Consider the following 25,035-nt stretch of genomic DNA (forward strand, 5'->3'; position numbering starts at 1 on the left):
TTTTATTAAAACGATATATTAAGATTCACTCCATACTGACGAACTGGTGGAGTTTGTGTTGTTGTATTGATACCAATACCAACAGCAGAAGTTGAACTAGCAGCACCAATTGTACCAGGTGATGGACTTCCTTGGTAGCTAAATTCAGGGTCAGTATAATAGTTTTTCTTGTCAACGATAGTAAGTAAATTACGACCGTATATCGAAATACTTGCAGCAGAGAACACTTTCGATTTTTTAAGCAATGATGCTGGCAAGTTATAAGCAAGATTAATATCTCTCAATTTGATAAACCACGCTGGATTTACAAAGTTTTCTGAAATTAATCGGTAGTTATTTACCCACAAAGCATACTCAGGTTCACGAACTTGAACAGTCGTGTTAGGAGTTACAGTCTTGCCATCAGCATTCAAGATTGCTGAATTAGGGAAGATTTGTGGAGCTCTGTTTTCTGTCCATTTACCAGAACCAGTAAACGTCATTTGACGACCTAAGTCACTAAACATTACGTTTCCACCACGGTATTCAAAGTTGAAGTTAAATCCAAAATTTCTGTAAGCAATTTTAGACCCTAATCCGATGATATGACGTGGAAGTGTACCGCCTCTTGTTGATAAAGTAGTTTGTCTTAAAGGATAACCAGTAGTTGGGTTAACTAAAACATAACCTGAACCGTCTGGAGCATATTGATAACCATCAGTTTTCAACATTGGGAATCTTTGTCCTTTAATTACGTTTGTATTTGCGTAAGCAAAACCACCATATTGGAACTCATTAACACCAGGATATAAGCTAACAACTTTATTGTCATTATATGAATATCTTGTGCTGAAATCCCAACTGAATTTTTCGTTTCTCAAAATCAAAAATTTCAAATCTGCTTCATATCCCCAGTTTTTAGTTTCACCAATATTAATCAACAAACTGCTAAAACCAGTTGAATTAGGGATTTTTGCAGTTACAACTTGTCCTTTAGAGTTTTGAGTATAAGCAGTAACATCTAAGTTAATTCTATCTTTGAATAATTGGAATTCACCACCGATTTCATAAGAATATACAATCTCAGGCTTCAAATTAGCATCTGGAAGTCTATCGCCAACTGTCAAACCAACTGTATTACCAAAAGGGAAGTTAGCACCATTATTATATGACAAATCTAAACCATATAATGGAAGGTTGTCATTAGCATTTTTGTTTAAGCTCGCACGAATTTTCGCAAAACTCAATACATTACCTTTCAAACTTGGGAACGCATCCGTAGCAATAAACGATAATGCCGCTCCATAATAAGGATAAGACCAAGTATTTTTAGCACGTGTTGGCTTGTAGAATCTTGATGTAGCATCATAACGGAAAGTACCATTAAAAATCAACCAGTTTTTATAATTAGTTGTATAATCGGCATAATAACCATATTTACGCTCTAAAGTATTCGCTTCGCCACCAGTCAACTCACCTTGTCTGTTAGAAACGTTGTAGATTTCTGGTACAACAACTGAGCTAGAACCAACGGCAATATTTTTAGTGAATCTTTGATAAATACTGCTACCTAAGATTAAACGATTTTTTAATGAACCGAAATCTTTTGTTAACTGAACTTGTAGTTCGTTATTGATTACGTTTTCAGTGTTTGAATAATCAAGAACACCACCTAAGTTATCAGAAATTGCACGATAAATTCCATTATAATCATCTTCGTGTGTAAAAGGCTCAGGTATGAATGCTTCATTTTTAGCCCAGTCAGAATACAAGAATTTACCAGTTCTATTTTTACCAGTTCTTGAGTTGTTCATTACACCTAAACGGTTAGTAAATTGCAACCAATCAAGAGCTTTATAAATTACGCTAACATTACCAGAAATATTGGCGTCTTTGTAATTCATACGGTTATTGTCTGCATTAAAATAAGGATTATTGTAATAATCATTATAATATCCATTTGGATTAGCGAATTCGTTTGTTTGCCAATCTCTCAATGTATTCAAAGGTAAGTTTGCTGGTTGATTCAATACATCATTGTAGAAATCAGAAGATGTTCTGTCATACGCAGCTTGGGTATAACTTGCAGTAAAAGCTGATGTTATCTTTTTGTATTCTTTTGTAGCAGACAATCTTACACCAGTTCTCTCACTTTTATCATGTGGTACGATACCTTTGATTTTTTGGTTTTCAACAGAAAGATAATAAGAGCTTGTCTCATCTCCACCTTGGAAACTCATTTGATTATTAGTTGAAACACCTGTATCAAATGTTTTTCTTCTAATATTATCAATTGCAGCATAAGGTAAAACCAATTTATTACCGCTTTCAGTTACTCTACCTAAAAGTCTTTGTGAACCGTCAAAAGCATCACCATATTGTTGATTTTCATAAGGTCTCCAGTTTTCTTTCATCCTTACCAAATAATCAGAGTTGTAGCCAGCTGTTCCAAAAGCATAAGGATAATACTGAGAACCAGAGCCATATTTATCTTGGAATTGAGGCAAGAAACTGATTTGGTCAAAGTTAGTACTGTTTGAGTACGAAACTTTCAATTTACCTTTTGAACCTTTTTTAGTAGTGATAACAATAGCACCATTGATACCAGCAGAGCCATAAAGCGTAGCTGCTTGTCCACCTTTCAAAATAGAAACGCTTTCAATATCACTTGGATTGATTAAAGCTAAAACAGTAGAAGTAGTTTGCATACCATCTAATACTACTAAAGCTTCATTGTTTCCTGTTAATGAACGGAAACCACGCAAAACGATTTTAACTGCAGGGTCAACGCTATTATTAACGTTATAAACCGCCAAACCAGTTACTTTACCAGAAAGAGCTTGAGCTAATTGAGGTGAACGTCCAACTGTGACATCTTCAGTAGTCACTTTAGAGTAAGAATAACCAATCTCACGTACATTCTTACGAATACCTTGAGCTGTTACAACAACTTCATTAAACGCAGCCGCATCTGTTTTTAACTGAACATCAACTACCGTACGATTTTCAATTGCCACAGCTTGTGTCGTAAAACCAATAAAGCTAAAGCTTAACGTTGAATTAGCTGGAGTCGAGATTTTATAAATCCCGTTAACGTCAGTTGTTACTCCCTTCGTAGTACCTTTAATTAATACACTCACACCTGGAAGTGGAGAACCATCATCGGAAGATGTAACCTTACCTGAAACAGTTTTGTCTTGGGCAAATGCAAAGCTTGCCCATACCAGCATCATGCCGGCGAGTAGAAGTTTCCTCATACAGTTTGTTGTTAGTTTTTTAGTTTAGTTGTTCACAATTTTCTTCATTGTGAAATTAAAGTTATACATAATTAATATTCTATGCAAAGAAATGCGATGAAGTTTATAAAAAATATGACCAATATCAAAGATTGTGCGATATAGCAATATTTATATTATAAAAATGTAAGAAACTGATTATAAGGTCAATAGATAATAAATTTATACAAAAATATTACCCAAAAAAAAAATAAAAATATAATAAAAAAAAGATTTGATTTTTATCAATTCTGATTTATTCAATCAAAAACCTACATTACTTGGGCATTTGTCCACGAACAATTTTTGATAAAAGTTTCGGAAAAAATCTTTTCAAATAAACCCCCAAAACCTCTTTTCCTCCCATATAAACCTCTTGTTTATTTTTTGCAATCGCATCTACAATTCGTTTGGCACATTCTTCTGGAAGCATACCATTTGCTTGATTATCATCCATTTTACCAAATTTACTTCCGTCTGCTGAAACCGCATTGAGCGATATATTTGTACGAATATACCCTGGACAAATAAGCGTTACTCCGATATTATCTTGATAAACTTCCGAGCGTAGGGCATCAAAAAAACCATGCAAGGCATGTTTCGAGGCACAATATCCAGAACGCATCGGTGTGGCAAGTTTTCCTGATAAACTACTTGTAATGGCAATTTGTCCGCTTTTTTGTAGTTGCATAGTTGGCAAAACGGCTTTCGTTAGAGCAATCACACCAAAGAAATTAAGGTTCATTATTTTTTGATAAACCGCCATATCTGTTTCTAAAACCGAACCCCGTTGCGAAATTCCAGCATTATTAAAAAGCACATCTATCCTTCCAAAATGAGCTACTGCTTCTTGTGCTTTTTTCGGAATTTCGTCAATATTTTCCACATCTATTGGTAAAATAAAAACCTGACTTTCGTCTAATTTTGTTTGCTTTTTTACTCTTTTTAATTCGTCAATTCTTCTTGCTGAAAGTATCAACTTTGCTCCTTCTTGGGCAAATTGATAAGCTGTTGCTTCTCCAATTCCTGAAGAAGCACCTGTAATCCAAACAACTTTATTTTCAAATCTTTTCATTTTTTTCTACACTTTTAGTAAAACTTTGTTTCTACTTTTTAAGCAAAACTACTATTTTTCTATGATAAAACTTTTATTCTTGGTAAAACCAACGAATATTTCGGAACTTTGTATAATATTAAATTAATTACAATAATTCTCCTTCAAAACTTAGGAGGCAGACATGAGCAAACAAGACATAAGAAAACTTTCGACCGAACAGATAAAAACTTGGCTTGCCGCCAACGGTGAACAAGGATTTAGAGCCAAACAAATTTCGGAGTGGATTTGGAAAAAATCGGCGTGGAGCTTTGATGACATGACAAATTTGTCATTGAAAACTCGTGAGTTGTTGAAAGAAAATTTTGAAATTCGAGCAGTTTCTGTTCTGAAAAAGCAGGTAAGTAATGATAAAACTATCAAATCTGGGTTTAGGCTTTTTGATGGAAATTTGGTTGAAGGTGTATTAATTCCCGCAGATGACCGCATGACAGCTTGTGTTTCTTCGCAGGTTGGGTGTTCGCTCACTTGTAAATTTTGTGCGACGGGCTACATGGCTCGTAAACGAAATCTTGATGCTGCTGAAATTTATGACCAAGTAGTTTTAATCAAACAACAAGCTGAAGAGCATTATCAACAACCATTGACCAATATTGTGTACATGGGTATGGGTGAGCCACTGCTCAATTATGCTGGCCTCATCGAATCAGTCAATTATATTACGTCGCCAGAAGGCCTCAATTGGTCGCCTAAACGCATTACGGTCAGCACGGCTGGAATTGCCAAAATGATTCAAAAATTGGGCGATGATGGGGTGAAATTTAATTTAGCGTTATCGCTTCATGCAGCAAATGATATAAAACGTAATGAAATTATGCCAATTAATGAAAGTAATACTTTGCAAAATTTGTCCACAGCATTAAATTATTTCTACAAAAAAACAGGCAATAGAATTACTTTTGAGTACATCGTTTTTAACGACTTTAACGATTCCTTGCAAGATGCAAAAGAGCTTTGGGAGTTTACAAAAAAAGTACCCGCCAAAGTAAATATAATTGAATACAACCCGATTGCAGAAGCTGATTATATCAATACATCTGAAGATAAACTTGCCAAATTTGCTAAATTTTTAGAAGATAAAGGAGTCATTGTAAATGTTCGTCGAAGCCGTGGAAAAGACATTGACGCCGCTTGTGGTCAATTGGCAATAAAAGAACCAACGGCAGATTTGGTGCAATAAAGTGTTTGCCCAAATGTATAAAATGCTATTTCTGGCGAACTAATTTTCTAAATTCAATCGGACTTTTGCCCTTTATTTGCTTGAAAACCTTACTAAAATAAGAGTTATTAGTAAAACCACAGTCGAAACAGACATCGGCAATACTGCTTTCAGTCATCAATAATTGACACGCTTTATTGATACGATATTCATTGACAAAATCTGTAAAAGTCTGATTTACTACTTTTTTGAAATAATTACAAAACGAAGGGACTGTCAAATGTGCCACATTTGCCGCATCTTTTATGTTGATTGGATTTTGGTATTCCCTTTCTACATATTCATAAATTCGTTTTAAGCGAGCTTGGTCTTTTTGGTTAAAATCATAACGTGTATCATACGAATTTAACAAATTATACTCTTCCGAATCTGCTAAAATCTGAAAGATATTGAGCAAACCTATTAAACGCTCAAAATGAGACAGCGGCAATAATTTTTTGAGAGCAGTGCCTACTTTTTTGTATGTTTTCCCATAAAATTGAATTCCTTGCTGCGAACGTTCAAAAAGCTTTTTGATGTTTTGCATTTCTGGTTTTTCAAAAAAATCATTTCCCAAAAAATCGTCTTTAAATTGAATCACTATTTCTTCGTGTTCACCCAAAGCATCGTAACCAAAACCTGCATGAGGCAGATTTGAACCAATCAAAACCAAATCTCCGTCTTCATAATAACTCAAATGGTTGCCTACGTGCCTTCGACCATAACCATACAATACAAACACCAATTCAAATTCAGGATGATAATGATAATTCCATGGAAAATCGTTTGCAATCACTTTTTGGTAAAGTAATCTAAACGAACTTCCTTCATCATTCTGAATCTGCTCAAATGGTGTTTTCACTATATTAATATTTGATTTGTTAAATATTTCATAAAAATAATAATATAGTTTTAAAATATGTTAATAAGAATATATTTTTTATTGCCGAATCTACTGAACTTTGTTTCATTAACTACTAGAAAAAAGTAGGATTGATTAAGAAGAACAAAACCTATGATGAACTATTAAAAGCGAGCAAGTTGCTCGTTTTTTTTTAGCCAAAAAACAATATTTATTCAACCTCTAAAAAAATACTTATGCAAAACTGGAGAATCAAACTTTCGTTATACCTCAACTATTTCGTCTTTGCTATTTTGCTTAATAGTGTCGGAATTCTAATCCAAAAATCAATCAATACTTATCATGTCGATGAACTGATGGCAAGTTCGCTCGAAGCCTTCAAAGATTTATCAATTGCTATTGTTTCGTTCTTGGTTGGTTCATTTCTGCCACGATTGGGCTACAAAAAAGGAATGTTAATCTCATTAGGATTAGTATTTTTGGGCTGCTTGCTTATGTATTTTGGTAATTCATTTACGGCCGTCAGAGTATTATTTGCTTGTGTTGGTGTTTCGTTTGCGGTCATCAAAGTTTCAGTGTATTCGGTCATTGGCTTGTTGGCAAATGACGACCAAGAACACAAAGGAATCTTGAGTTCCATCGAAAGTTTCTTCATGATTGGCATTGCCGTTGCCTACGTTTCATTTCCTTTATTTTATAGCGAAACCGACCCAAATGCTTGGCTAAATATCTATTTAGTTGTAGCATTTCTGATTGCAGTTTCATTTTTCATTCTCTTTTTTGCTGATTTTACACTTGATTATGAAATTCCAGGAAGCAACCTTGCCGACGATTTCAAGCAAATGATTGGCCTAATTAAGCGACCAATGGTTTTGGTTTTTGCAATTGCTGCCTTTATGTATGTAATGACCGAGCAAGGAATTATGAGTTGGTTGCCAACTTTCAATGAAAAAGTATTGCACCTTCCCGAAAAAACGAGTGTTTTCATGGCCGTTATTTTAATGCTTTCAATTGCAGGCGGTAGATATTTATCATCAATTTTGATAAAAAAAATCTATTGGCTCACCATGCTCGTGGCATGCTTAGTTGGAGCAGGTTTAATGGTTGTTATCGTTTTACCACAAACAAGTAATTTGGCTGTTACAGAAATAAATTCGCTCGCTGATGTACCAATAATAGCCTACGTTTTCCCTTTGATTGGCTTCTTTTTAGCCCCAATTTATCCATTGGTAAATTCAATTGTTTTGAGTGCCACCGAAAAAATATTTCATAGTCCAATGGCTTCATTATTAACGTTTTTCTCAGCCATCGGCGGAACTTTAGGGTCAAGATTGGTTGGCTACCTTTTTAAAAACATTGGAGGAGAAAAAGCCTTCTATTTTTCACTTATCCCGATGGTTATTTTAATTGTTTGCTTATTTATCTTGAATATTTTACAGAAAAAATCAAAAACTAAAATAACGTTTAACGCTAGTAGCGGACATTAAAACTTGGTAGTTCAAGACGAAAATATAACCTTATAAAAATACAATTCCCTATTATTTTAAATGACAAATACAATTACAAACATCCATGATTTGGGACTTTTGTTTGAAAAAGTACAGCTAGAGAACGTATTTCCCGATAATAAAACTTTTCCTGATTGCATTCCAAAAAGTAGTTTAAATGAAATAAACGCTCAGTTTTTACAGGAAAAAGATAACACAAATTTCGATTTAAAAACCTTTGTTTCGGCTCATTTTGACTTACCAATAAATGCCAATTCCAATTACGAAAGTGACAAGAATCATTCGATTGAAGAACATTTAAAAACGCTTTGGGATGTACTGACCCGTAAACATGATTCTGAAAAAAGTTCACTTATTCCTTTACCAAATTCTTATATTGTTCCAGGTGGAAGGTTTCGAGAAGTCTATTACTGGGATAGTTATTTTACGATGCTAGGCTTGCAGGTTTCAGGTAGAACAGACATGATTCAGGCAATGGTTGATAACTTTTCTTATTTGATTGATAAAATTGGTCATATTCCAAATGGTAATCGTACTTATTATATTGGTCGCTCTCAACCACCCTTTTATGCACTAATGATAAGGCTCTTAAGCGAACAAAAAGGCTTTCAAGTTTTGATAGATTATTTGCCATATTTAGAAAAAGAGTATCAATTTTGGATGCGTGGCTCAGAAAATCTATCACTGCAAAATAATGCAATCAATCGTGTTATTAAAATGCCTGACGGCTCAATTTTAAACCGTTTTTGGGATAACTATAATACACCTCGCCCTGAATCTTATAAAGAAGATATAGAATTGGCTCATTCATCAAATCAAAAACCTGAAGAAATATTTCGTCATTTGCGTGCTGCCGCAGAATCAGGTTGGGATTTTAGTAGTCGATGGTTTAAAGAAAGCAATGATTTTGCGAGCATTCATACAACTGATATTATTCCTGTAGATTTGAATTGTCTTTTATTTCATTTAGAAGAAACTTTAGCTAGCACTTATTCATTACTAAATGATGCTGAAAATGTTGATAAATACCAAGTTTTGGCAAATAATCGCAAAACTGCCATTCAAAATTATTGTTGGAATGAAACAAAAGGTTTCTATTTTGACTATGATTTTGTAGAAAATAAACAAAAAAAACATCTTACATTAGCAGCCACATTTCCTCTTTTTTTTAAAATAAGTACCAATACTCAAGCACAAAAAATAGCTACTTTTTTAGAAAAAAACTTTTTGAAAAGTGGCGGTTTATTAACTACAACGTCGGTTACAGGTCAACAATGGGATTCTCCAAATGGCTGGGCTCCACTTCAATGGATTGGATATAAAGGTTTATTAAATTATAGTTTTTGTGATTTAGCAGCACAAATTAAGTCAAATTGGATAAACCTTAACCAAAAGGTGTATTATCAAACTGGTAAAATGACTGAAAAATATAATGTTTCTGACCAAAATATCATGGCTGGCGGTGGAGAATATCCTAACCAAGATGGTTTTGGCTGGACAAATGGCGTTTTTCTAGCAATGACAAAGTAATAAAAAAGGCGAATTGAGCATTTCAATTCGCCTTTTTTATCTATAAAATTCTTACTTTTTCCACTTCAAATTATTAATATTTTGTCCAATTTTACGTCCTTCTGATAAGCCAGTGTCATTGTCACTTCTTGTATGAATTCCGCCTAAAAATCTTGAATATGCAGATTCTTCAGCAGCTTCCCAAAATGAATTATAAGAACGATTCTTGTAAAAAACAAAAGTAAGCGGGTCTTGTCCTCGACCTTGATGCGAATTATCCAAATACTTAAATTCATTACCATAAAGATTAGTCAAAACAGTTGCTGACGCACCCGATTGCACCGAATGCCCCGAATAAAAAGCAGGAAACGGTGGTTCTGGCCAAAAAGATACCCAAGAGCCATCAATATTATTGTTAATATAAGTCGATGGGCGTTCGGCATTGTAAGTATATTTTGCTTTCCAACAATTTATAAATGCATCCGCAATTGACATCCCTACCATTGCAAAAGTTTGTGCTGCTTTTATCAATTTGGGTTTTGCGGTTTTAACAGCAATATTGGCAATGCTATAAGAATGTCCAGGTGGTGTAAATGTACGGCTTGGGTCATCACCCCACCAAAGAGCTATTTCTTTTTCTTCCTGAGTTAATATCTTATTTTTTCCGTAAACCTCCAAAAATTGTGCATAATATTGAGAAAGTGGGCTTCTATCAAATGGTATAGGTTTCGGAACAGGTAGCGTTCCATTATTAGCTGCAAATGTTCGGTTTTTCCCCCAATATGGATGCAACGGTAATCGACTAGCTGACTGACTAAAGGTTGGGGCTTTCCAAAAGCCTTGTCCAACTGGAACAATATATTCGGTGGTAAAATTTCGATTATAACCCTGATAACCACCATCCGTTTTCGACCATTCAAAAATAGCTTTTGCCACATCCTTTCCATATTTTACGGAGCGGTCAATCACATCTTGATTTTCAGTTTTATATTCATCCAAAATCTTACTTTCCAACGAATCTATCGTTACTTTATTAACATTCGATGTTTGTTCATAAATGTTTCTATGAATCCAAGCTTGTCCAGCATTTAGACTTAAAACCCAATTATATTTTTGTAATGTATCTATTTTGGGCAAAGTTGCCAATCCGTTTAATTGCCCTGCCAATGATTTATATTCTGAATAACCACCAACAATACTTTCGTACATCGTAAGACCGATATAACCAAACCCACGAGACGCATAAGTGGGAGTATTACCTGGCGTTCTTTCAGCAATTATCAGAGACATTTTCCCCCATCTGGTTGCTGTATAAGCAGTTGTTGTGTCGGTTACAACGATTGGTGTTGGCTCTTCATTTTTAGTTTTACAACTATTAATACCAAAAATACCCATTGATAATATTACACTAATAATTATCGTATTTTTGATTTTTCTTTGATAAAAACTTTTCATAATTCAGTAAACATTTATGCATAATTGTAAAACAAATATTGTACCATTAAAATACATTTCACTTAGTAAGCAAAGCCAAAAGTACAGATTTTCGGAAAAAATACAAAATAAATCCATTATTCAGGAAATTATTTAATTTTAACATTCCGTTGCACTTAAAGCTAAGCCTGCTTGTGAGGTCTCTTTGTACTTTTTTGACATATCTTTTCCAGTTGCTCGCATAACTTTAATCACACTATCTAGCGATATTTTTTGGTCGGCTGTATTTCCAGAAGAAGCTAATAAATAAGCATTATAAGCTTTAATCGCCCCCATTGCGTTTCGTTCGATACACGGAATTTGCACATAGCCACCAATCGGGTCACAAGTCATTCCTAAATGGTGTTCAATCGCAATTTCAGCGGCCGATTCAACAGTTTCAATTGGCTTTCCAGCACAGTAAGCAAGCATCGCAGCGGCCATTGCTGAAGCTGAGCCAATTTCTCCCATACAACCCATTTCTGCCCCCGAAATACTGGCATTATGTTTTATCAAAAATCCAACCGCAGCCGCTGCAAGCATTCCTTCTCTCAATTTTTGTTTGTCATAATGGTAATGATTGCGGAGCAAAAAAGTAATACCAGGAATAACGCCTGAAGCACCTGACGTTGGAGCTGTTACGACCATATTTCCAGCGGCATTTTCTTCCGAAGCAGCCATGCAATAAGCATTCAAAAAAACCATAAAACTATCTGTAGTAGAGGCATGACTTTTGGCTTGTTGATACAATATTGGGGCTTTCCGTTTTAGTTTAATTGTACCAGGAAGTAAACCACGATGATGCAAACCACGCCTAACGGCTTTGTGCATTGTTTCTAAAATATCATCAATTTTTTGAAAAATCTCCTTGCGTGAAAGCCCACTTATTAGCATTTCGTTAGCAATCATTAGCTCTGTTAAGGTCATTTTTTGTTTCTTCAAATGTTCTTTAAATTCATTCATCGTTGAAAAAGGAAATGCGGGTTCTTTATCATTTTGAGTAGCAACATTTTCTCCTTTCCTTTGAATAAACCCACCTCCTACCGAATAATATTCTTCTTCAAAAACAATATTACTATTTGATAAAGCCCTAAATATCAACGTATTAGAATGAACAGACTCATATCTATTTTTTTCAAAAACTATGTTTTTAGCATTAATAAAAACCTCATTTTCATGAATTTTCACAGGATACTTTACTTCTGTATCTTTCAACAATTCAGTAAAATTATCAGGTTGGCAAGTTTCTGGTTGCCAGCCTAAAAGCCCAGCAATAACAGCTCGGTCAGTGCCATGACCTTTGCCAGTTGCACTCAAAGAACCGTATAAATGAATCATGATATTTTCAATATCTAATTGCTTAATTTCGCTCGAAGCATTGGCCCTTTGTAAGAAATCAAATGCGGCTTTCATTGGTCCAATTGTATGCGAACTTGAAGGGCCTGGCCCGATTTTAAATAAATCAAAAATCGAAGTTCTAATGGGTTCTTTTAACATATTTATTGATGAAGGTTTTCAGAAGAAAAATTACAAGTTTTTTTGCAGAAACGAAGAAAATTTAATCAAAAAATGACAAATATCATATAATCTTAATAAAAGGTGCTACATAATTTTTATTTTAGATAAACTTTCTACTTAATTTGTCAGTTATTAATGTATATCAAAACCATAAAAGCAACCAATTATGTCATTAAAAGTAGGAGAACAAGCACCAGATTTTAAATTATTTAGCAGCGATAAAAAAGAAGTAAATTTATCAGATTATCGTGGTAAAAACGTCGTTGTATTATTTTTTCCATTAGCATTTACTGGCGTTTGTACTGCCGAACTTTGCCAAATGCGTGATGATATTGCGTCTTATTCAAAGTTAAATTCTGATATTCTCGGTATTTCTGTTGACTCTCTTTTTACATTAGATAAATTCAAAAAAGAGCAGAATTTACCATTCCCATTATTGTCAGATTTCAATAAAGAAGTATCACAATCATACGGAGCATTTTATGATTCATTCGTATTCGGAATGCACGGTGTTTCAAAACGTTCGGCTTTTGTAATTGACAAAGACGGAGTTATTCAATATGCAGAAGTGTTAGAAAGTGCAGGCGATTTACCAAATTTTGAAGCAGTAAAAACTACTTTAGAGGCCTTGTAATAATCCTGATAAAATAAAAAAAGGAAGTCATTAATTATTAATGACTTCCTTTTTTTATTGAAAAACTATTAGTCTTGAAAACCACCAACCAATCCATTCACAACCGAAAGAGCAAAACCAAATAATAATGGTTGAATAAAGCCCGAAACACTAAAACCATCAACCAAATAAGCACAGAGATAAACAATCGCAACATTAATGACAAGATAGAAAATACCTAATGTCATAATCGTAATTGGAATTGACAGCAACTGGAGAACAGGCTTCACAAAAGTATTCAAAAAGCTCATTACCAAAGCTGCAATAATTGCCGTTGTAATTGTATCGACTTTAATATCGTGCAGAACTTGCGGCATAAAATAGATGGCAACTCCACAGCACGCCAAACGAATGAGGTAGTTTATCATAATTTAATGATTAAAAGTAAATGATGTAATAATAAATAAAATTAATAAATAAGCTACTCAAGTCCAAGAAATTGCATTATTACCAAACCTAATATTATTTATGTCGGCTAATCAAAACATCGAGTACTTCATCAAACTCATAATTCTTTTGTTCTAAAAGCACTAAATAGTGATAAAATAAATCGGCAGCTTCACCTAAAAACAACTCTTTATTATCATCTTTTGCTTCAATTACCAACTCAACCGCTTCCTCTCCTACTTTTTGTGCAACTTTATTTACACCAAGTTTAAACAGCTCACTTGTATAAGATTTACTAGACGGATTGGTTTTTCTATCTTTTATAACCGCTCGCAAGTGATTGATAAACAACACTTTACCGCTATTTGACTCTTCAAAACAAGTATCAGCACCAGTGTGGCAAGTTGGGCCATCTGGCGTTGCATTAATCAATATTGTATCGCCGTCACAATCAATCAACGTATTTTTTACATGCAGAAAGTTATTTGATGTTTCACCTTTTGTCCATAATCTTTGCTTACTACGACTAAAAAAAGTAACAATTTTTTCTGCTTGTGTTTTTTCGTAGGCTTCGGCATTCATGTACCCAAGCATTAAAACTTTCCCTGTTAGGGCATCTTGAATAATCGCAGGAATCAACCCATCTGGCGATTTATCGAAATCTATTGTTCTATTCATTACCAAAGTTAAGTTCAATTGAGTTATATTTCGATTATTGTCTAAATATATAACTACTTATAAAAAATTCTATAACTTTACAAAAGTACGGATGTTCAAAACTTAAACTTACAAAAACATGAAAAAAGTTCTGCTCTTAACACTGTTATGCTTTACTTATGCCACAAAAGCACAAAAAAACACAGAAGATGAGTTGATTTATACAACAGTCGAAACAGTACCAGTTTTTGTGGGTGGTTATAAAGCTCTGTATTCTTTTGTTTGTGAAAATATAAATCCACCCAAAGACATTCCGAAGCACAAGCGACTCAGCAAGGTATTTATAAAATTTGTAGTTGAAAAAGATGGAACAGTAAGTTCGCCTGAAATTGTTAAAGGAATAAATGACCAATGTAACAATGAAGCCATACGAGTAATAAATTTATTGCCAAAATGGCAAGCAGGTGGAATGAAAAAATATGGTATTTGGAAACCTCTACGTGTTTACATGACATTACCGATAAACTTTTTTCAAAATAAATTCGACTGTGAAGCATCTTATAATCAAGCAATTATAAAAAAATAAAAAATATTTTGTATTTTTTTTGTACTTAACACTTGACAAGTAATAAAAATCGCCTTACCTTTGCACCACATTAAAACAGAGACATCAGTTTAAATGTAATGCGAAAGTAGCTCAGTTGGTAGAGCGTAACCTTGCCAAGGTTAAGGTCGCGAGTTCGAGACTCGTCTTTCGCTCTAAAAGTAAGCACCTAAGCGGTGCTTTTTTTTTCAAGAATAAGGTTAAACTTATTCATCTTAAATTGTTTGCCGAGGTGGTGGAACTGGTAGACACGCAGGACTTAAAATCCTGTGAGCTTTTAAACTCGTACGGGTTCGATTCCCGTCCTCGGTACAAATAACTCGTTGATTATCAGCGAGTTATTTTTGTTTTATAGTATTTCTCATCAGTCATAGTTAATATTTCCGTACCTTTGCTGTATGGATTATTTCAAAAAACTTCTTGATTTATTAAAACTAGAGCGTGAAGAAGACCACGCTCAGTATCGCAAACTCACCGAACAATCTTCCGTTTCAGAGCGTCGTGCCAATGGACTTACATGGTATCCGATTGCCATTCGTGGCTCAGAAATGAGTCGAGGCGATTATTTAACAGTTGAGGTTGAGCGAACAACTCATCAAGATATTTCTCACCAATTGCGTTTCGGAATGCCCGCTGTTCTATTTGGCAATTATGACCCCCAAAAAGACCGTGTAGAAGGTATTATTGCACACCAAAGTGGTAATAAATTAAAAATTACACTTCGTACCGACGAATTACCTGATTTTGCTCGTGATGGAAAATTAGGTATCGACTTGCTTTTTGATGATAATTCTTACGATGAAATGCAGGCGGCTCTAAAGTCAGCTAACGACCTATCAGAAAAGCCTGAAGGTACTGCGGAAGGCCGCCCGTTAGTCAGAGTTTTAACGGGTGAAAAAACACCAACTTTTAATGAAAATTTATATCCAATTTCATTTCCAAAACTAAATATTTCGCAAAATCAGGCAGTAAATAAAATCCTTTCTGCCAATGAGTTAGCAATTGTTCACGGCCCACCAGGAACTGGAAAAACCACAACTTTAGTACAAGCAATAAAGGCTTTAATTAAACAAGAGAATCAGAAAACGGGCGGCGTTCCGCTATTGGTTGTAGCACCAAGCAACACTGCTGTTGACTTATTGAGCGAAAAACTCCACGAAGAAGGCTTAAATGTGCTTCGTGTAGGAAATCCAGCTCGTGTAAATGAGCGTTTGATGTCGTTGACTTTAGATGCTAAAATGACCGACCATCCGATGATGAAAAACACCAAAACACTCAAAAAACAAGCCAATGAGTACAAAAACATGGCTCATAAATACAAAAGAAGTTTTGGAAAATCAGAGCGTGACCAACGTAAATTACTATTTGAAGAAGCTCACAAAATAATGAAGGAAGTGGGCAATATTGAGCAGTATATCATTGACGATTTAGTTACAAAAGCCCAAGTTATTACAGCAACTTTAGTCGGAGCAAATAATTATACAGTCAGAAATCTTAAATTCCATACGGTAGTTATCGACGAGGCTGGGCAAGCATTAGAAGCTGCTTGCTGGATTCCGATTTTAAAAGCTCAAAAGGTTGTTCTGGCAGGCGACCATTGTCAACTTTCACCAACAATCAAGTCAAATGAAGCTGCAAAAAATGGTTTAAGTACAACTTTGCTTGAAAAATGTGTTGCTCTTCATCCTGAATCTGTGACACTTTTGGAAGAACAATACCGCATGCATGAGCAAATTATGGCACATTCTTCTAAAATTTTCTATCATAATAAACTTAAAGCTCATCATTCGGTGGCAAAGCATCTCCTTTTTGCCAATGATTCACCCTTGACATTTATTGATACGGCTGGCTGTAGTTTTGATGAAAAACTTGGCGGCACAAGTTCGACGAATCCTGAAGAAGCTGCTTTTTTAGTGAAACATTTGAGTGATTTTGTAGAAGAATTGAAGAAAAAATTCAGCACGAACAATTTCCCCAGTATTGCCATTATTTCGCCTTACAAGCAACAGATTACAATTTTAAAGGAACAACTCGAACATTTGCCTGATTTGCAAGAGGTCTTAGCTCATATTTCAGTAAATACAATTGATAGTTTTCAAGGACAAGAAAGAGACATTGTATATATTAGCCTTACCCGAAGTAACACAGAAGGTGCGATTGGCTTCTTATCAGACATACGTCGCATGAATGTAGCCATGACTCGTGCAAGAAAAAAACTTATAGTTATCGGTGACAGTGCAACACTCTCAAACTCACCATTTTATGCTGATTTCATTACTTTCTCGCAAGAAATCGATGCTTATAAAAGTGCTTGGGAATGGCTGTGAAAAAGTAAATTAACTAAAAAAGGTAATTGTTCTAACAAAACAATTACCTTTTTTCCTTATTCTCCAACAGGTTTTCGATAGGCTTCAAATGGTATTTTCAGCAAACTTCCTAATCTAGCATTTTCTTCGGGTTTCATGTGCGTATCAATGCCATAAACGATTTTATCACGGTCGAGTGTCAGATAAGTTCCAAACAATCTATCCCAAATGGAAAAGATATTTCCATAGTTGGAATCAGTATGAGGTAGTACATAATGGTGATGAACTTTGTGCATATCTGGGGAAACCAGTACCCAACTCATGGTATTATCTAGCCATTTCGGAATAACAATATTGGCGTGATTGAACTGGGAAAGTAAAACTGAAATGGCTTGATACATAAAAACCATCCACATAGGAGCTCCTGCAATAACAATTCCCATAGTCGTAAAAATAAAGCGAAAAACACTCTCTCCAGGGTGATGTCGATTAGCTGAAGTCGTATCTACATTTGTGTCTGAATGGTGTACCAAATGGAATTTCCACATCCATTTTACTTTATGTTCTGTCCAATGCACAAACCAAGCTCCAATCAAATCTAGTAGTAATAACCCAACAATCGTAAACGCCCAAAGTGGCATTTCTGGCAACCATTGCAAAATACCAAAATGATTTTTCACTGCCCAATCGGCCGATTTTAATAAAATAAAGGCTAAAGCGAAATTAACGATGATGGATGTGATGGTAAAAAAAATATTGATTCCTGCGTGTTTGATTTTGTTATATTTGAAATTAAACAAAGGAATGGCATATTCAACCATCCAGAAGAAAGCAATTCCACCAACCAAAATAATACTTCGATGAGATGACGGAATCGTAGCAAAATAATCTACTATTTGTTGCATAAGTTTATAGGGTCTTTAGTTTGATTTCCTAAAAATAATACCAAAATCAATCAGATTATAATTTTATTTCATAAAAAGTTATAAATATTTATAATTTTTCTTTAATTTGTGATATTATAACTTTTGTGAGTAAATTTCTACTATTTTTAAAAGGCTTAATTGATTTTAGATGAAAAAGTGTGTTTTCCTTGACCGTGACGGTGTGTTAAATGAAGAACAAAACGACTATGTGAGTCGTGAAGAAGATTTTGTGATTAGAAACGGCGTAGTTGAAGGCCTTACTTTACTAAAACAAGCAGGCTATTTGCTCATAGTTGTCACCAATCAAGCGGGAATTTCCAAAGGAATGTACACTGAAAGTTTAGTTAGAGACTTTCACAATATCTTGCAAGACAAATGTGGTGGAATCATTGATGACCTTTATTTCGCCAAACATCACCCAAATTATACTTCAAACTCGCTTCTACGCAAACCTGATTCGCTAATGCTTGAAAAAGCGATGGCAAAATATCACATTGATTCAACTCAATCTTTTATGATTGGCGATGCAGAAAGAGATGTAAAAGCTGGAAAAAAAGCTGGAGTAAAAACTATCCATATAACTGGTGGAAAGGAAACAACCAATTTAGCTGACTGGCAATTTGGCAGTCTGCTCGAAGCTTCACAATTTATTACCAAAGCTATCTAATAATCAAGCGTGTCTTTTTTCAATAGCTGCTTTTGGAGTAGCTTTTCCATAAGCTGGACATTGTTGGCGACGGCAAGAAGCCATTCCGATAATCATTAAAAGGCTTAAAATCAGCAATTTAGACTTCATATTTGTATTTTGAATTTTAGAATATTGTAAACTTTGTGTAGTACTTTTTTTACCACACAAAGTTTGCTTTATTAAACGTAATCTTGCTAACAATTATTTTATGATAATGCTTCTTCAGGAAGCTCCTCTGCAATTTTCTTTACTTTCTTTGCGTTCCCATTCGTAGTTAATTTTTGAGGTTCGGCTTTTTTTTCAGACTTAAAACCTAAAATTTTCAACATCGAATCGCTGTCTTGCTCGGGTGAAAATAACTCAGTCGTTATATTCCCATCTTCATCCAAATTTACCAAAACGTGTTGTGGAGCTGGAATCAAGCAATGTTGAATTCCTCCATAACCGCCCAATGATTCTTGATAAGCTCCTGTATGGAAAAATCCGATGTATTGGTCCTCATTATCAATGTCAAAAACTGGCAAGTACAAATCTTCCGAGTGAGCTTCAGTATTATAAAAGTCGGCCGAGTCACAAGTTAACCCACCAAGATTTACTTTTTCGTACGGGCTATCCCAATTATTGACTGGCATCATGATATACTTCTGGCCAATCCCCCAAGAATCAGGCAATTGTGTAATAAATGAGCCATCAATCATGTACCATAACTCACGGTCGTTTTGCTGTTTTTTATCAATAACTTTATAAATAACCGCTCCGCTTTCACCAACCGTATAGCTACCAAATTCGGTAAAAATATGTGGTACTGGTACGTTATTTTTGTTACAAATCCATTGGATATTTTCAATAATTTCGTCAATCATTGCTTGGTAATCATAGTTAAAAACCAGCGATGTTTGAATCGGTAAACCTCCGCCAATATCAATCGAATCAAGCTCTGGACAAATCTTTTTCATTTCACAATACTTAAACATAAAACGAGTCAATTCTGACCAATAATATGCGTTATCTTTGATACCTGCATTGATGAAAAAGTGCAACATTTTTAGTTTAAACCGTGGATTTGGCTTGATTTTTTCCAAATACAAACTATTAATATCGTTGTAACGAACACCCAAACGTGAGGTATAAAAAGCAAAATTAGGTTCTTCATCAGTAGCAATTCTGATGCCAACACTTACGGTCTCAGAGGTTGAGTTTTCGAGGTAATAATCAATTTCTTTCAGATTATCTAAAATCGGAATACAATTGACAAATCCATCATTATGCAAAGCCGAAATATCTTCTAAATACTTTGGACGTTTATAGCCGTTACAAATGACATAAGTATTATTATTTATTTTTCCATCTTCGTACAAAGCTCTGATAATATTAATATCAAAAGCCGATGAAGTTTCGAGATGAACATTACTTTTTAAGGCAGTTTCGATAACAAACCTAAAATGCGAAGATTTTGTACAATAGCAATAAGTATAATTGCCTTTATAATTGTACTTTTTCATTGCATTCCTGAAAAGTAATTTTGCATTGTCAATATGCTCTGCTATTTTTGGTAAATAGCTAATTTTCAATGGAGTACCATATTGATTGATAATATCTGTTAGTCGGACATTATTAAATAGTAAAGTATGGCTTTCGTCAACACCAAATTCCCGTGTAGGAAACTCAAATGTTTGTTCTATAAGGTCAATATAACGTTTCATGTTCTGAATTTCTGAGTGGTATTTATTGATTTGGTCAATAAATTAACCAATAAAATTTGCCGTCTTCTACGGAGTGATGATGGAAAATTGAAAATTATGTGCAAATGTCATATTAAATTAAGAACTTTGCAATGAATTTATTAGCTTTATCAAACAAAATTAAGATTAAAAAATAAGGAATTACTAGTGTACGTTTCTTAGTAGGATATAAAATCAAAAAAACACTTTTATTTGCACAAATAAATTTGCATTTTGTTACAATCTATCCAATCTCTTAATTTATAACTACTAATTGTGTTACCATTATTTTCATGAGCAAAAAAATACATTTTATAGCTGTTGGTGGTGCTGTGATGCACAATCTTGCCCTTGCTTTACATAAAAAAGGGTATCAAGTAACGGGTTCAGATGACGAAATCAATGACCCTTCAAAAAGTAGATTGGCAGCGGTAGGTCTCCTGCCAGCAGAATTAGGATGGTTTCCTGAAAAAGTTACTGCTGATTTGGACGCTGTGATTTTAGGAATGCACGCTTTTGTGGATAATCCAGAATTAGCCAAAGCTCAGGAATTAGGTTTGAAAATTTATTCTTTTCCCGAATATATTTACGAACAAAGCATTAATAAACAACGTGTTGTGATTGCGGGAAGTCACGGAAAAACGAGTATTACGAGTATTATTCTACACGTTTTGAAGTTTTATAACCGTAAATTTGATTATTTGGTAGGAGCTCAAATCGAAGGATTTGATATAATGGTTGAACTCAACGATGATTCGCCTGTAATCATTATCGAAGGAGATGAATATCCTGAATCAAAAATTCACTTAAAATCGAAATTTTTATTTTATCATCCACATATTTGTTTGTTAAGTGGTGTTGCATGGGACCATTTCAATATTTTCCCAACTTTTGAAAGTTACGTTCAAACTTTTGAAGAATTGGCAGATGGTTTACCTAAAGCTGGCAGTATTATCTATGATGAAACAGATGATATTGTAAAAGTAATTGGAGAAAAAGACCGTAGTGATGTAGCTAAGTTTCCGTACAAAGCCCATCCGTACAAAGTCGAAAATGGAAAATGTATTTTATTGACAGATAAAGGAGATGTTTCTTTAGAGATTTTTGGTGAACATAATATGAAAAACCTCAATGGAGCAAGAATTATTCTTGACCGTTTGGGAATTACTGACGAAGAGTTTTACGAAGCAATTAAGCATTTTTCTGGTGCATCAAAACGCCTCGAAAAACTTGGTGAAAACAGCAATACGCTTATTTATAAAGATTTTGCTCACGCTCCGTCGAAACTTGAAGCAACAACCAATGCGACAAAATCACTTTACCCAAATCGTCGTTTGGTAGCGTGTTATGAATTGCATACTTTTAGCAGCTTAAATAAAGATTTTTTACCACAATATGACAAAAAAATGAACAATGCCGATTTGGCAATTGTTTTTTATTCTCCACACACGCTAGAAATGAAGCGTTTACCAATGATTTCGCCAGAAGATATTAAAAAAGCATTTGGAGATGAAGCACTATTGGTATTTACAGACGCCCAACAATTAAAAGACTTTTTGTTGAATCAAAACTGGTTTCAAAGTAACCTTTTGATGATGTCATCAGGAACTTTTGGTGGCATTGACCTAGCAAAATTATCAACTGAAATTTTGGAAAAAGAAGTGAAAGAAGAATTTCCGAAAGTAAAAGTCATTTCTCAACCAAAAGAAGACAATTCTTGGTCTGGATTATTGACCCAATTTAAAAAAGTATTTGAAGGATAAACCAATAATAATAAATAATAAGTGCCGTGACTAAAAACCATATTCATCCGAATTATTTTTCGGAGAATAAGGACTTTAAAATTTTTGATTCATTAATGATGAATACTAAAATTCCCTTAATAATATTATGGAAAAAAAAAGAAAATCTGTCCCTCCTTTAAGGGCAACAATTCGGTTTTACTCTTATCCTAACGAGATTTGGAAAGAGTTTTCGTTGAAAGGACAATCTCGTCGTTATCAGGTTTCAAACTTGGGTCGAGTAGCGTCATTTATTACGGATGTTAATGTTGACGGCTTCCTCTTAAAATTAAGTAGAAGTAGAACGGGGATGGCTCTAGCGGTCAAGGTTAAAGAAGAAGTGAATGGAAAAACCAAACTTACAAATTTATCTACGACCATTCATTTTTTGGTTGCCTCTCATTTTATCGAAAATGATGACCCTGACAAGATCAAGGTGATTCATTTAGACCATGACCGTTTTAATAATGCGGCGGCAAATCTTCGTTGGGCAACAAAAGATGAGGTTTGGGAACACGTTAAAAGCAGGCCAAATTATGTGCCACGCAACAAAGGACAAAAATTGACAGTTGAAAGAGTTAGACTAATCAAGAGAAAAATTGCCGAAGGAAAAACCAAACAAATGATATTGGCTAAACAATTTGGTTTGTCTGAAATGGCTATTTACCGAATAAAAACTGGCAAAAACTGGGCAGAAGTTACTATTTAGATTATTCTGTTAACTTATAATTGAGAAAATTCCAGAATTTCCTGTTTTTTAAATAGTCGAAATTTTCTTCATTATCATATGCCTCTCGCTCAAAACTTATTTGACGATAGGCTTTCCATCTATGTCCACACCTCAAATAATGATAAAGCCATTCGGCCAAATACCAAATATAAAAAGGCACAACCAATAACTCCAATTGTTGTCGAATATGGATTCGCTCATGGTTGAGCAAAATCTTATTTGGCTTTTTGGGGCGAACAATAATGAAAGGAAAAAGTGTAATTCCTTGTATTTTTTTGAATGGAACTCCTTTGATGAGTATCATTTATTTGGGTTTAGAAAGTAGGAGATAAAGTAGATTTTTACCCAAACCTTATCTCCTATTTGCTCGTTATTACTTCACAAAAATATCTTTGATTGGTTTTCCAACACAGCCATTTGGTTCTAGAATATTCAATAATGATGCTAATGTTGCTGAAATATCTGCGATATAAGTTTGTTCAACAGTTTCTCCTGATTGTATTTTCCAGCCAAACCAAAGCAACGGAACGTGACGGTCGTATTGCCACATTGTTCCATGGGTTGTACCTTTTTTAGCACCATTAAACCAAGCAGGCTCTAACAAAAACATAATGTCACCACTTCGCTTAGGGTTATAAACATTTTCAACTAACCCTTTATAAAATGGCGGTATAACCGCCGAATTAATATCATGTAAATTTACTACTTGATAAACTGATGAACCCAGCGTAAGCATTTTCTCTTTCACCAATTCATACATTTGATTCATTGTTACGTTTTTCTTAGCCATTAAATCATGGTCAAGATAGATTTGATAATTATCTTGAGCTTTTATCCATTTTCCTTCTCCAAATTTTTCAACCATTTGTCCATTTAAAAAATTGGTTTCTTTGGCTAACTCACTGACACCTGATGGAATCTTATGTTTTTTCAAAAAGCCAGGAATATCCGCAACACCGTGGTCGGCCGTAAGAAAAACTAAATAATTATTTTTACCTAAAGTAGCATCAAGTTTATTTAACACCTCCGCAATATCACGGTCAAGACGCAAATAAGTATCTTCAATTTCGATTGAATGTGTGCCTGTTGCGTGTCCTACATAATCAGGAGTCGAGAAACTAACACATAGAAAATCTGTTTCTTTTCCTTGACCCATATTTTCATTTTTGAGGGTAGTCAAAGCCAATTCTTTGGTTATAGTATTTCCATAAGGAGATGTAAGCAATGCTCCATAATTCGCAACTGTATGAGGAAAAATTGGTAATTTCTCGCCTGATAATACATTTTCATATTCCTGATTATCTGTCTCACTTTCAATATATTGCTCGATTGGTAATAGCGTTTCCCACTTTTGGGCGATCAATTTATCGGGTATTTTCTGAGCATTGAATTCTTTTAGCCATTGTGGCAAATCATTCATATAATAGGTACTCGTAATCCAATTACCCGATTTTGCATCAAACCAATAAGCTGCATCCGCCGAATGGCCTGCCGGCAAAATACCTCCTCTATCTTTTACAGCAATACCGATAACTTTAGAGCGAAAATCGGTTGCCAATTTCAATTGGTCGGTAATTGTTGTCGTATGCATATTTACTGGCGAACGCTTGCCTTCAACACCTGCTTCACTCGCACCAACAGCACGAACTGTTGTATCTTCGGCCACATAGACCGTTCTGTTAGCCAATGGGTCATACCATTCGTTACCAATAATACCATTCACAGCAGGAACAGCTCCAGTATAGACCGCAGCATGACCAGGCCCAGTAACAGTACTTGCGTAGTGATAATGATTGTTTTTACAGTTAAATCCTTCGTTCATCAATCTTTTAAAACCGCCTTCACTGTATTTATCATAATAACGATAGAGATAATCATAACGCATTTGGTCAACCATAATCCCCAAAACCAATTTTGGTTTAGAAGCATAGGTTATTTTGTTCTTTTTCTGTGCAGAAAGCGACAAACTTAGTAATAATAAGAGGTAGGTCAGGTGTTTCATTTGAAGGATTATAAATTAGTTTGTTTGAATATTACCTATGTTGCTTGTTTGTAAATGGATTAAAAAAAACTTATTAAATAAAAATGTCTATCAACAGATTTTTTTCAAAATTACTTATCTTCTT

21 protein-coding genes and 2 tRNA genes are annotated in these 25,035 nt (G+C 34.5%); 11 read left to right on the forward strand and 12 right to left on the reverse strand.

Translation table 11 applies throughout. The features are described from left to right. Positions 1-5: 5 nt before the first annotated feature. Both MJQ71_RS10560 and MJQ71_RS10565 read right to left on the reverse strand, forming a co-directional pair. Positions 6-3,236 (reverse strand): SusC/RagA family TonB-linked outer membrane protein, encoded by a 3,231-nt coding sequence (locus MJQ71_RS10560; protein ID WP_238806581.1) that lies wholly within the window; start codon positions 3,234-3,236, stop codon positions 6-8. A 295-nt stretch (positions 3,237-3,531) separates the two neighbouring features. Next, positions 3,532-4,329 carry an SDR family oxidoreductase gene (locus MJQ71_RS10565; protein ID WP_238806582.1) on the reverse strand — a complete coding sequence of 266 codons (798 nt, stop codon included), beginning with the start codon at positions 4,327-4,329 and terminating at the stop codon, positions 3,532-3,534. A 163-nt stretch (positions 4,330-4,492) separates the two neighbouring features. Between MJQ71_RS10565 and rlmN the strand changes: the two genes are divergently transcribed. Further along, positions 4,493-5,548, forward strand: coding sequence for a dual-specificity RNA methyltransferase RlmN (gene rlmN / locus MJQ71_RS10570; RefSeq protein ID WP_238806583.1), 1,056 nt, complete (start codon positions 4,493-4,495; stop codon positions 5,546-5,548). Between the two features lie 25 nt (positions 5,549-5,573). Here rlmN and MJQ71_RS10575 read toward each other — a convergent pair whose 3' ends face one another. Further along, positions 5,574-6,428, reverse strand: coding sequence for an AraC family transcriptional regulator (locus MJQ71_RS10575; protein ID WP_238806584.1), 855 nt, complete (start codon positions 6,426-6,428; stop codon positions 5,574-5,576). A 236-nt stretch (positions 6,429-6,664) separates the two neighbouring features. Here MJQ71_RS10575 and MJQ71_RS10580 point away from each other — a divergent pair, with 236 nt between their 5' ends. After that, positions 6,665-7,915 (forward strand): MFS transporter, encoded by a 1,251-nt coding sequence (locus tag MJQ71_RS10580; RefSeq protein ID WP_238806585.1) that lies wholly within the window; start codon positions 6,665-6,667, stop codon positions 7,913-7,915. Positions 7,916-7,975: 60 nt separating this feature from the next. Continuing rightward, the gene (gene treF / locus MJQ71_RS10585; protein ID WP_238806586.1) at positions 7,976-9,466 is read left to right on the forward strand and encodes an alpha,alpha-trehalase TreF; all 1,491 of its coding nucleotides are present in this window, start codon (positions 7,976-7,978) and stop codon (positions 9,464-9,466) included. Positions 9,467-9,517: 51 nt separating this feature from the next. Here the strand turns inward: treF and MJQ71_RS10590 are convergent, their stop codons facing one another. Both MJQ71_RS10590 and MJQ71_RS10595 read right to left on the reverse strand, forming a co-directional pair. Continuing rightward, complete coding sequence (locus MJQ71_RS10590) at positions 9,518-10,900, reverse strand: vanadium-dependent haloperoxidase (RefSeq protein ID WP_238806587.1); 1,383 nt, start codon at positions 10,898-10,900, stop codon at positions 9,518-9,520. A 138-nt stretch (positions 10,901-11,038) separates the two neighbouring features. Continuing rightward, complete coding sequence (locus tag MJQ71_RS10595) at positions 11,039-12,415, reverse strand: L-serine ammonia-lyase (protein WP_238806588.1); 1,377 nt, start codon at positions 12,413-12,415, stop codon at positions 11,039-11,041. Positions 12,416-12,602: 187 nt separating this feature from the next. On the opposite strand from MJQ71_RS10595, the gene MJQ71_RS10600 reads away from it, so the two are divergent. Continuing rightward, positions 12,603-13,070 (forward strand): redoxin domain-containing protein, encoded by a 468-nt coding sequence (locus MJQ71_RS10600; protein WP_238806589.1) that lies wholly within the window; start codon positions 12,603-12,605, stop codon positions 13,068-13,070. 68 nt (positions 13,071-13,138) lie between these two features. On the opposite strand, the gene MJQ71_RS10605 is transcribed toward MJQ71_RS10600, so the two are convergent. Together MJQ71_RS10605 and hisIE are read right to left on the reverse strand one after the other, a co-directional pair. Next, the gene (locus tag MJQ71_RS10605; RefSeq protein ID WP_238806590.1) at positions 13,139-13,477 is read right to left on the reverse strand and encodes a phage holin family protein; all 339 of its coding nucleotides are present in this window, start codon (positions 13,475-13,477) and stop codon (positions 13,139-13,141) included. A 94-nt stretch (positions 13,478-13,571) separates the two neighbouring features. Next, complete coding sequence (gene hisIE / locus MJQ71_RS10610; RefSeq protein WP_238806591.1) at positions 13,572-14,174, reverse strand: bifunctional phosphoribosyl-AMP cyclohydrolase/phosphoribosyl-ATP diphosphatase HisIE; 603 nt, start codon at positions 14,172-14,174, stop codon at positions 13,572-13,574. Between the two features lie 118 nt (positions 14,175-14,292). Here hisIE and MJQ71_RS10615 point away from each other — a divergent pair, with 118 nt between their 5' ends. From MJQ71_RS10615 to MJQ71_RS10630, 4 genes are all read left to right on the forward strand, one after another. Beyond that, positions 14,293-14,739 carry an energy transducer TonB gene (locus MJQ71_RS10615; RefSeq protein ID WP_238806592.1) on the forward strand — a complete coding sequence of 149 codons (447 nt, stop codon included), beginning with the start codon at positions 14,293-14,295 and terminating at the stop codon, positions 14,737-14,739. 100 nt (positions 14,740-14,839) lie between these two features. Then, positions 14,840-14,912, forward strand: a tRNA-Gly gene (locus MJQ71_RS10620). 71 nt (positions 14,913-14,983) lie between these two features. Next, a tRNA-Leu gene (locus MJQ71_RS10625) sits at positions 14,984-15,069 on the forward strand. Between the two features lie 86 nt (positions 15,070-15,155). Then, positions 15,156-17,084, forward strand: coding sequence for an AAA domain-containing protein (locus tag MJQ71_RS10630; RefSeq protein ID WP_238806593.1), 1,929 nt, complete (start codon positions 15,156-15,158; stop codon positions 17,082-17,084). 56 nt (positions 17,085-17,140) lie between these two features. On the opposite strand, the gene MJQ71_RS10635 is transcribed toward MJQ71_RS10630, so the two are convergent. After that, on the reverse strand, positions 17,141-17,968 hold the full coding sequence (locus MJQ71_RS10635) for a sterol desaturase family protein (RefSeq protein WP_238806594.1): 828 nt from the start codon (positions 17,966-17,968) through the stop codon (positions 17,141-17,143). Positions 17,969-18,137: 169 nt separating this feature from the next. Here MJQ71_RS10635 and MJQ71_RS10640 point away from each other — a divergent pair, with 169 nt between their 5' ends. Further along, positions 18,138-18,656: a D-glycero-alpha-D-manno-heptose-1,7-bisphosphate 7-phosphatase gene (locus tag MJQ71_RS10640; RefSeq protein ID WP_238806595.1), complete on the forward strand. Its 519-nt coding sequence runs from the start codon at positions 18,138-18,140 to the stop codon at positions 18,654-18,656. 3 nt (positions 18,657-18,659) lie between these two features. Here MJQ71_RS10640 and MJQ71_RS20890 read toward each other — a convergent pair whose 3' ends face one another. Next, positions 18,660-18,785, reverse strand: a complete 126-nt coding sequence (locus tag MJQ71_RS20890; protein WP_290370176.1) for a hypothetical protein — start codon at positions 18,783-18,785, stop codon at positions 18,660-18,662. A 98-nt stretch (positions 18,786-18,883) separates the two neighbouring features. Next, on the reverse strand, positions 18,884-20,380 hold the full coding sequence (locus tag MJQ71_RS10645; protein ID WP_238806596.1) for a type III PLP-dependent enzyme domain-containing protein: 1,497 nt from the start codon (positions 20,378-20,380) through the stop codon (positions 18,884-18,886). Between the two features lie 311 nt (positions 20,381-20,691). Between MJQ71_RS10645 and MJQ71_RS10650 the strand changes: the two genes are divergently transcribed. Both MJQ71_RS10650 and MJQ71_RS10655 read left to right on the forward strand, forming a co-directional pair. Beyond that, a complete protein-coding gene (locus tag MJQ71_RS10650) occupies positions 20,692-22,161 on the forward strand; it encodes a UDP-N-acetylmuramate--L-alanine ligase (RefSeq protein ID WP_238806597.1) in 1,470 nt (489 codons plus the stop codon). A gap of 127 nt (positions 22,162-22,288) precedes the next feature. Further along, on the forward strand, positions 22,289-22,888 hold the full coding sequence (locus MJQ71_RS10655; RefSeq protein WP_238806598.1) for an NUMOD4 domain-containing protein: 600 nt from the start codon (positions 22,289-22,291) through the stop codon (positions 22,886-22,888). Between the two features lies 1 nt (position 22,889). On the opposite strand, the gene MJQ71_RS10660 is transcribed toward MJQ71_RS10655, so the two are convergent. Further along, a complete protein-coding gene (locus MJQ71_RS10660; RefSeq protein ID WP_238806599.1) occupies positions 22,890-23,213 on the reverse strand; it encodes a hypothetical protein in 324 nt (107 codons plus the stop codon). Between the two features lie 69 nt (positions 23,214-23,282). After that, entirely contained in the window at positions 23,283-24,911 is a 1,629-nt protein-coding gene (gene pafA / locus MJQ71_RS10665; protein WP_238806600.1) for an alkaline phosphatase PafA, read from the reverse strand. Positions 24,912-25,035 lie beyond the last annotated feature (124 nt).

The sequence above is a fragment of the Emticicia aquatica genome (assembly GCF_923079645.1).
Classification (GTDB): domain Bacteria; phylum Bacteroidota; class Bacteroidia; order Cytophagales; family Spirosomataceae; genus Emticicia; species Emticicia aquatica.

What these genes read in the sequence shown, in the direction of transcription:
- MJQ71_RS10560 (WP_238806581.1), bottom strand. Translation starts at nt 3,236, where the DNA reads ATGAGGAAACTTCTACTCGCCGGCATGATGCTGGTATGGGCAAGCTTT.
- MJQ71_RS10565 (WP_238806582.1), bottom strand. Translation starts at nt 4,329, where the DNA reads ATGAAAAGATTTGAAAATAAAGTTGTTTGGATTACAGGTGCTTCTTCA.
- rlmN (WP_238806583.1), top strand. Translation starts at nt 4,493, where the DNA reads ATGAGCAAACAAGACATAAGAAAACTTTCGACCGAACAGATAAAAACT.
- MJQ71_RS10580 (WP_238806585.1), top strand. Translation starts at nt 6,665, where the DNA reads ATGCAAAACTGGAGAATCAAACTTTCGTTATACCTCAACTATTTCGTC.
- treF (WP_238806586.1), top strand. Translation starts at nt 7,976, where the DNA reads ATGACAAATACAATTACAAACATCCATGATTTGGGACTTTTGTTTGAA.
- MJQ71_RS10590 (WP_238806587.1), bottom strand. Translation starts at nt 10,900, where the DNA reads ATGAAAAGTTTTTATCAAAGAAAAATCAAAAATACGATAATTATTAGT.
- MJQ71_RS10595 (WP_238806588.1), bottom strand. Translation starts at nt 12,415, where the DNA reads ATGTTAAAAGAACCCATTAGAACTTCGATTTTTGATTTATTTAAAATC.
- MJQ71_RS10600 (WP_238806589.1), top strand. Translation starts at nt 12,603, where the DNA reads ATGTCATTAAAAGTAGGAGAACAAGCACCAGATTTTAAATTATTTAGC.
- MJQ71_RS10605 (WP_238806590.1), bottom strand. Translation starts at nt 13,477, where the DNA reads ATGATAAACTACCTCATTCGTTTGGCGTGCTGTGGAGTTGCCATCTAT.
- hisIE (WP_238806591.1), bottom strand. Translation starts at nt 14,174, where the DNA reads ATGAATAGAACAATAGATTTCGATAAATCGCCAGATGGGTTGATTCCT.
- MJQ71_RS10615 (WP_238806592.1), top strand. Translation starts at nt 14,293, where the DNA reads ATGAAAAAAGTTCTGCTCTTAACACTGTTATGCTTTACTTATGCCACA.
- MJQ71_RS10630 (WP_238806593.1), top strand. Translation starts at nt 15,156, where the DNA reads ATGGATTATTTCAAAAAACTTCTTGATTTATTAAAACTAGAGCGTGAA.
- MJQ71_RS10635 (WP_238806594.1), bottom strand. Translation starts at nt 17,968, where the DNA reads ATGCAACAAATAGTAGATTATTTTGCTACGATTCCGTCATCTCATCGA.
- MJQ71_RS10640 (WP_238806595.1), top strand. Translation starts at nt 18,138, where the DNA reads ATGAAAAAGTGTGTTTTCCTTGACCGTGACGGTGTGTTAAATGAAGAA.
- MJQ71_RS20890 (WP_290370176.1), bottom strand. Translation starts at nt 18,785, where the DNA reads ATGAAGTCTAAATTGCTGATTTTAAGCCTTTTAATGATTATCGGAATG.
- MJQ71_RS10645 (WP_238806596.1), bottom strand. Translation starts at nt 20,380, where the DNA reads ATGAAACGTTATATTGACCTTATAGAACAAACATTTGAGTTTCCTACA.
- MJQ71_RS10650 (WP_238806597.1), top strand. Translation starts at nt 20,692, where the DNA reads ATGAGCAAAAAAATACATTTTATAGCTGTTGGTGGTGCTGTGATGCAC.
- MJQ71_RS10655 (WP_238806598.1), top strand. Translation starts at nt 22,289, where the DNA reads ATGGAAAAAAAAAGAAAATCTGTCCCTCCTTTAAGGGCAACAATTCGG.
- MJQ71_RS10660 (WP_238806599.1), bottom strand. Translation starts at nt 23,213, where the DNA reads ATGATACTCATCAAAGGAGTTCCATTCAAAAAAATACAAGGAATTACA.
- pafA (WP_238806600.1), bottom strand. Translation starts at nt 24,911, where the DNA reads ATGAAACACCTGACCTACCTCTTATTATTACTAAGTTTGTCGCTTTCT.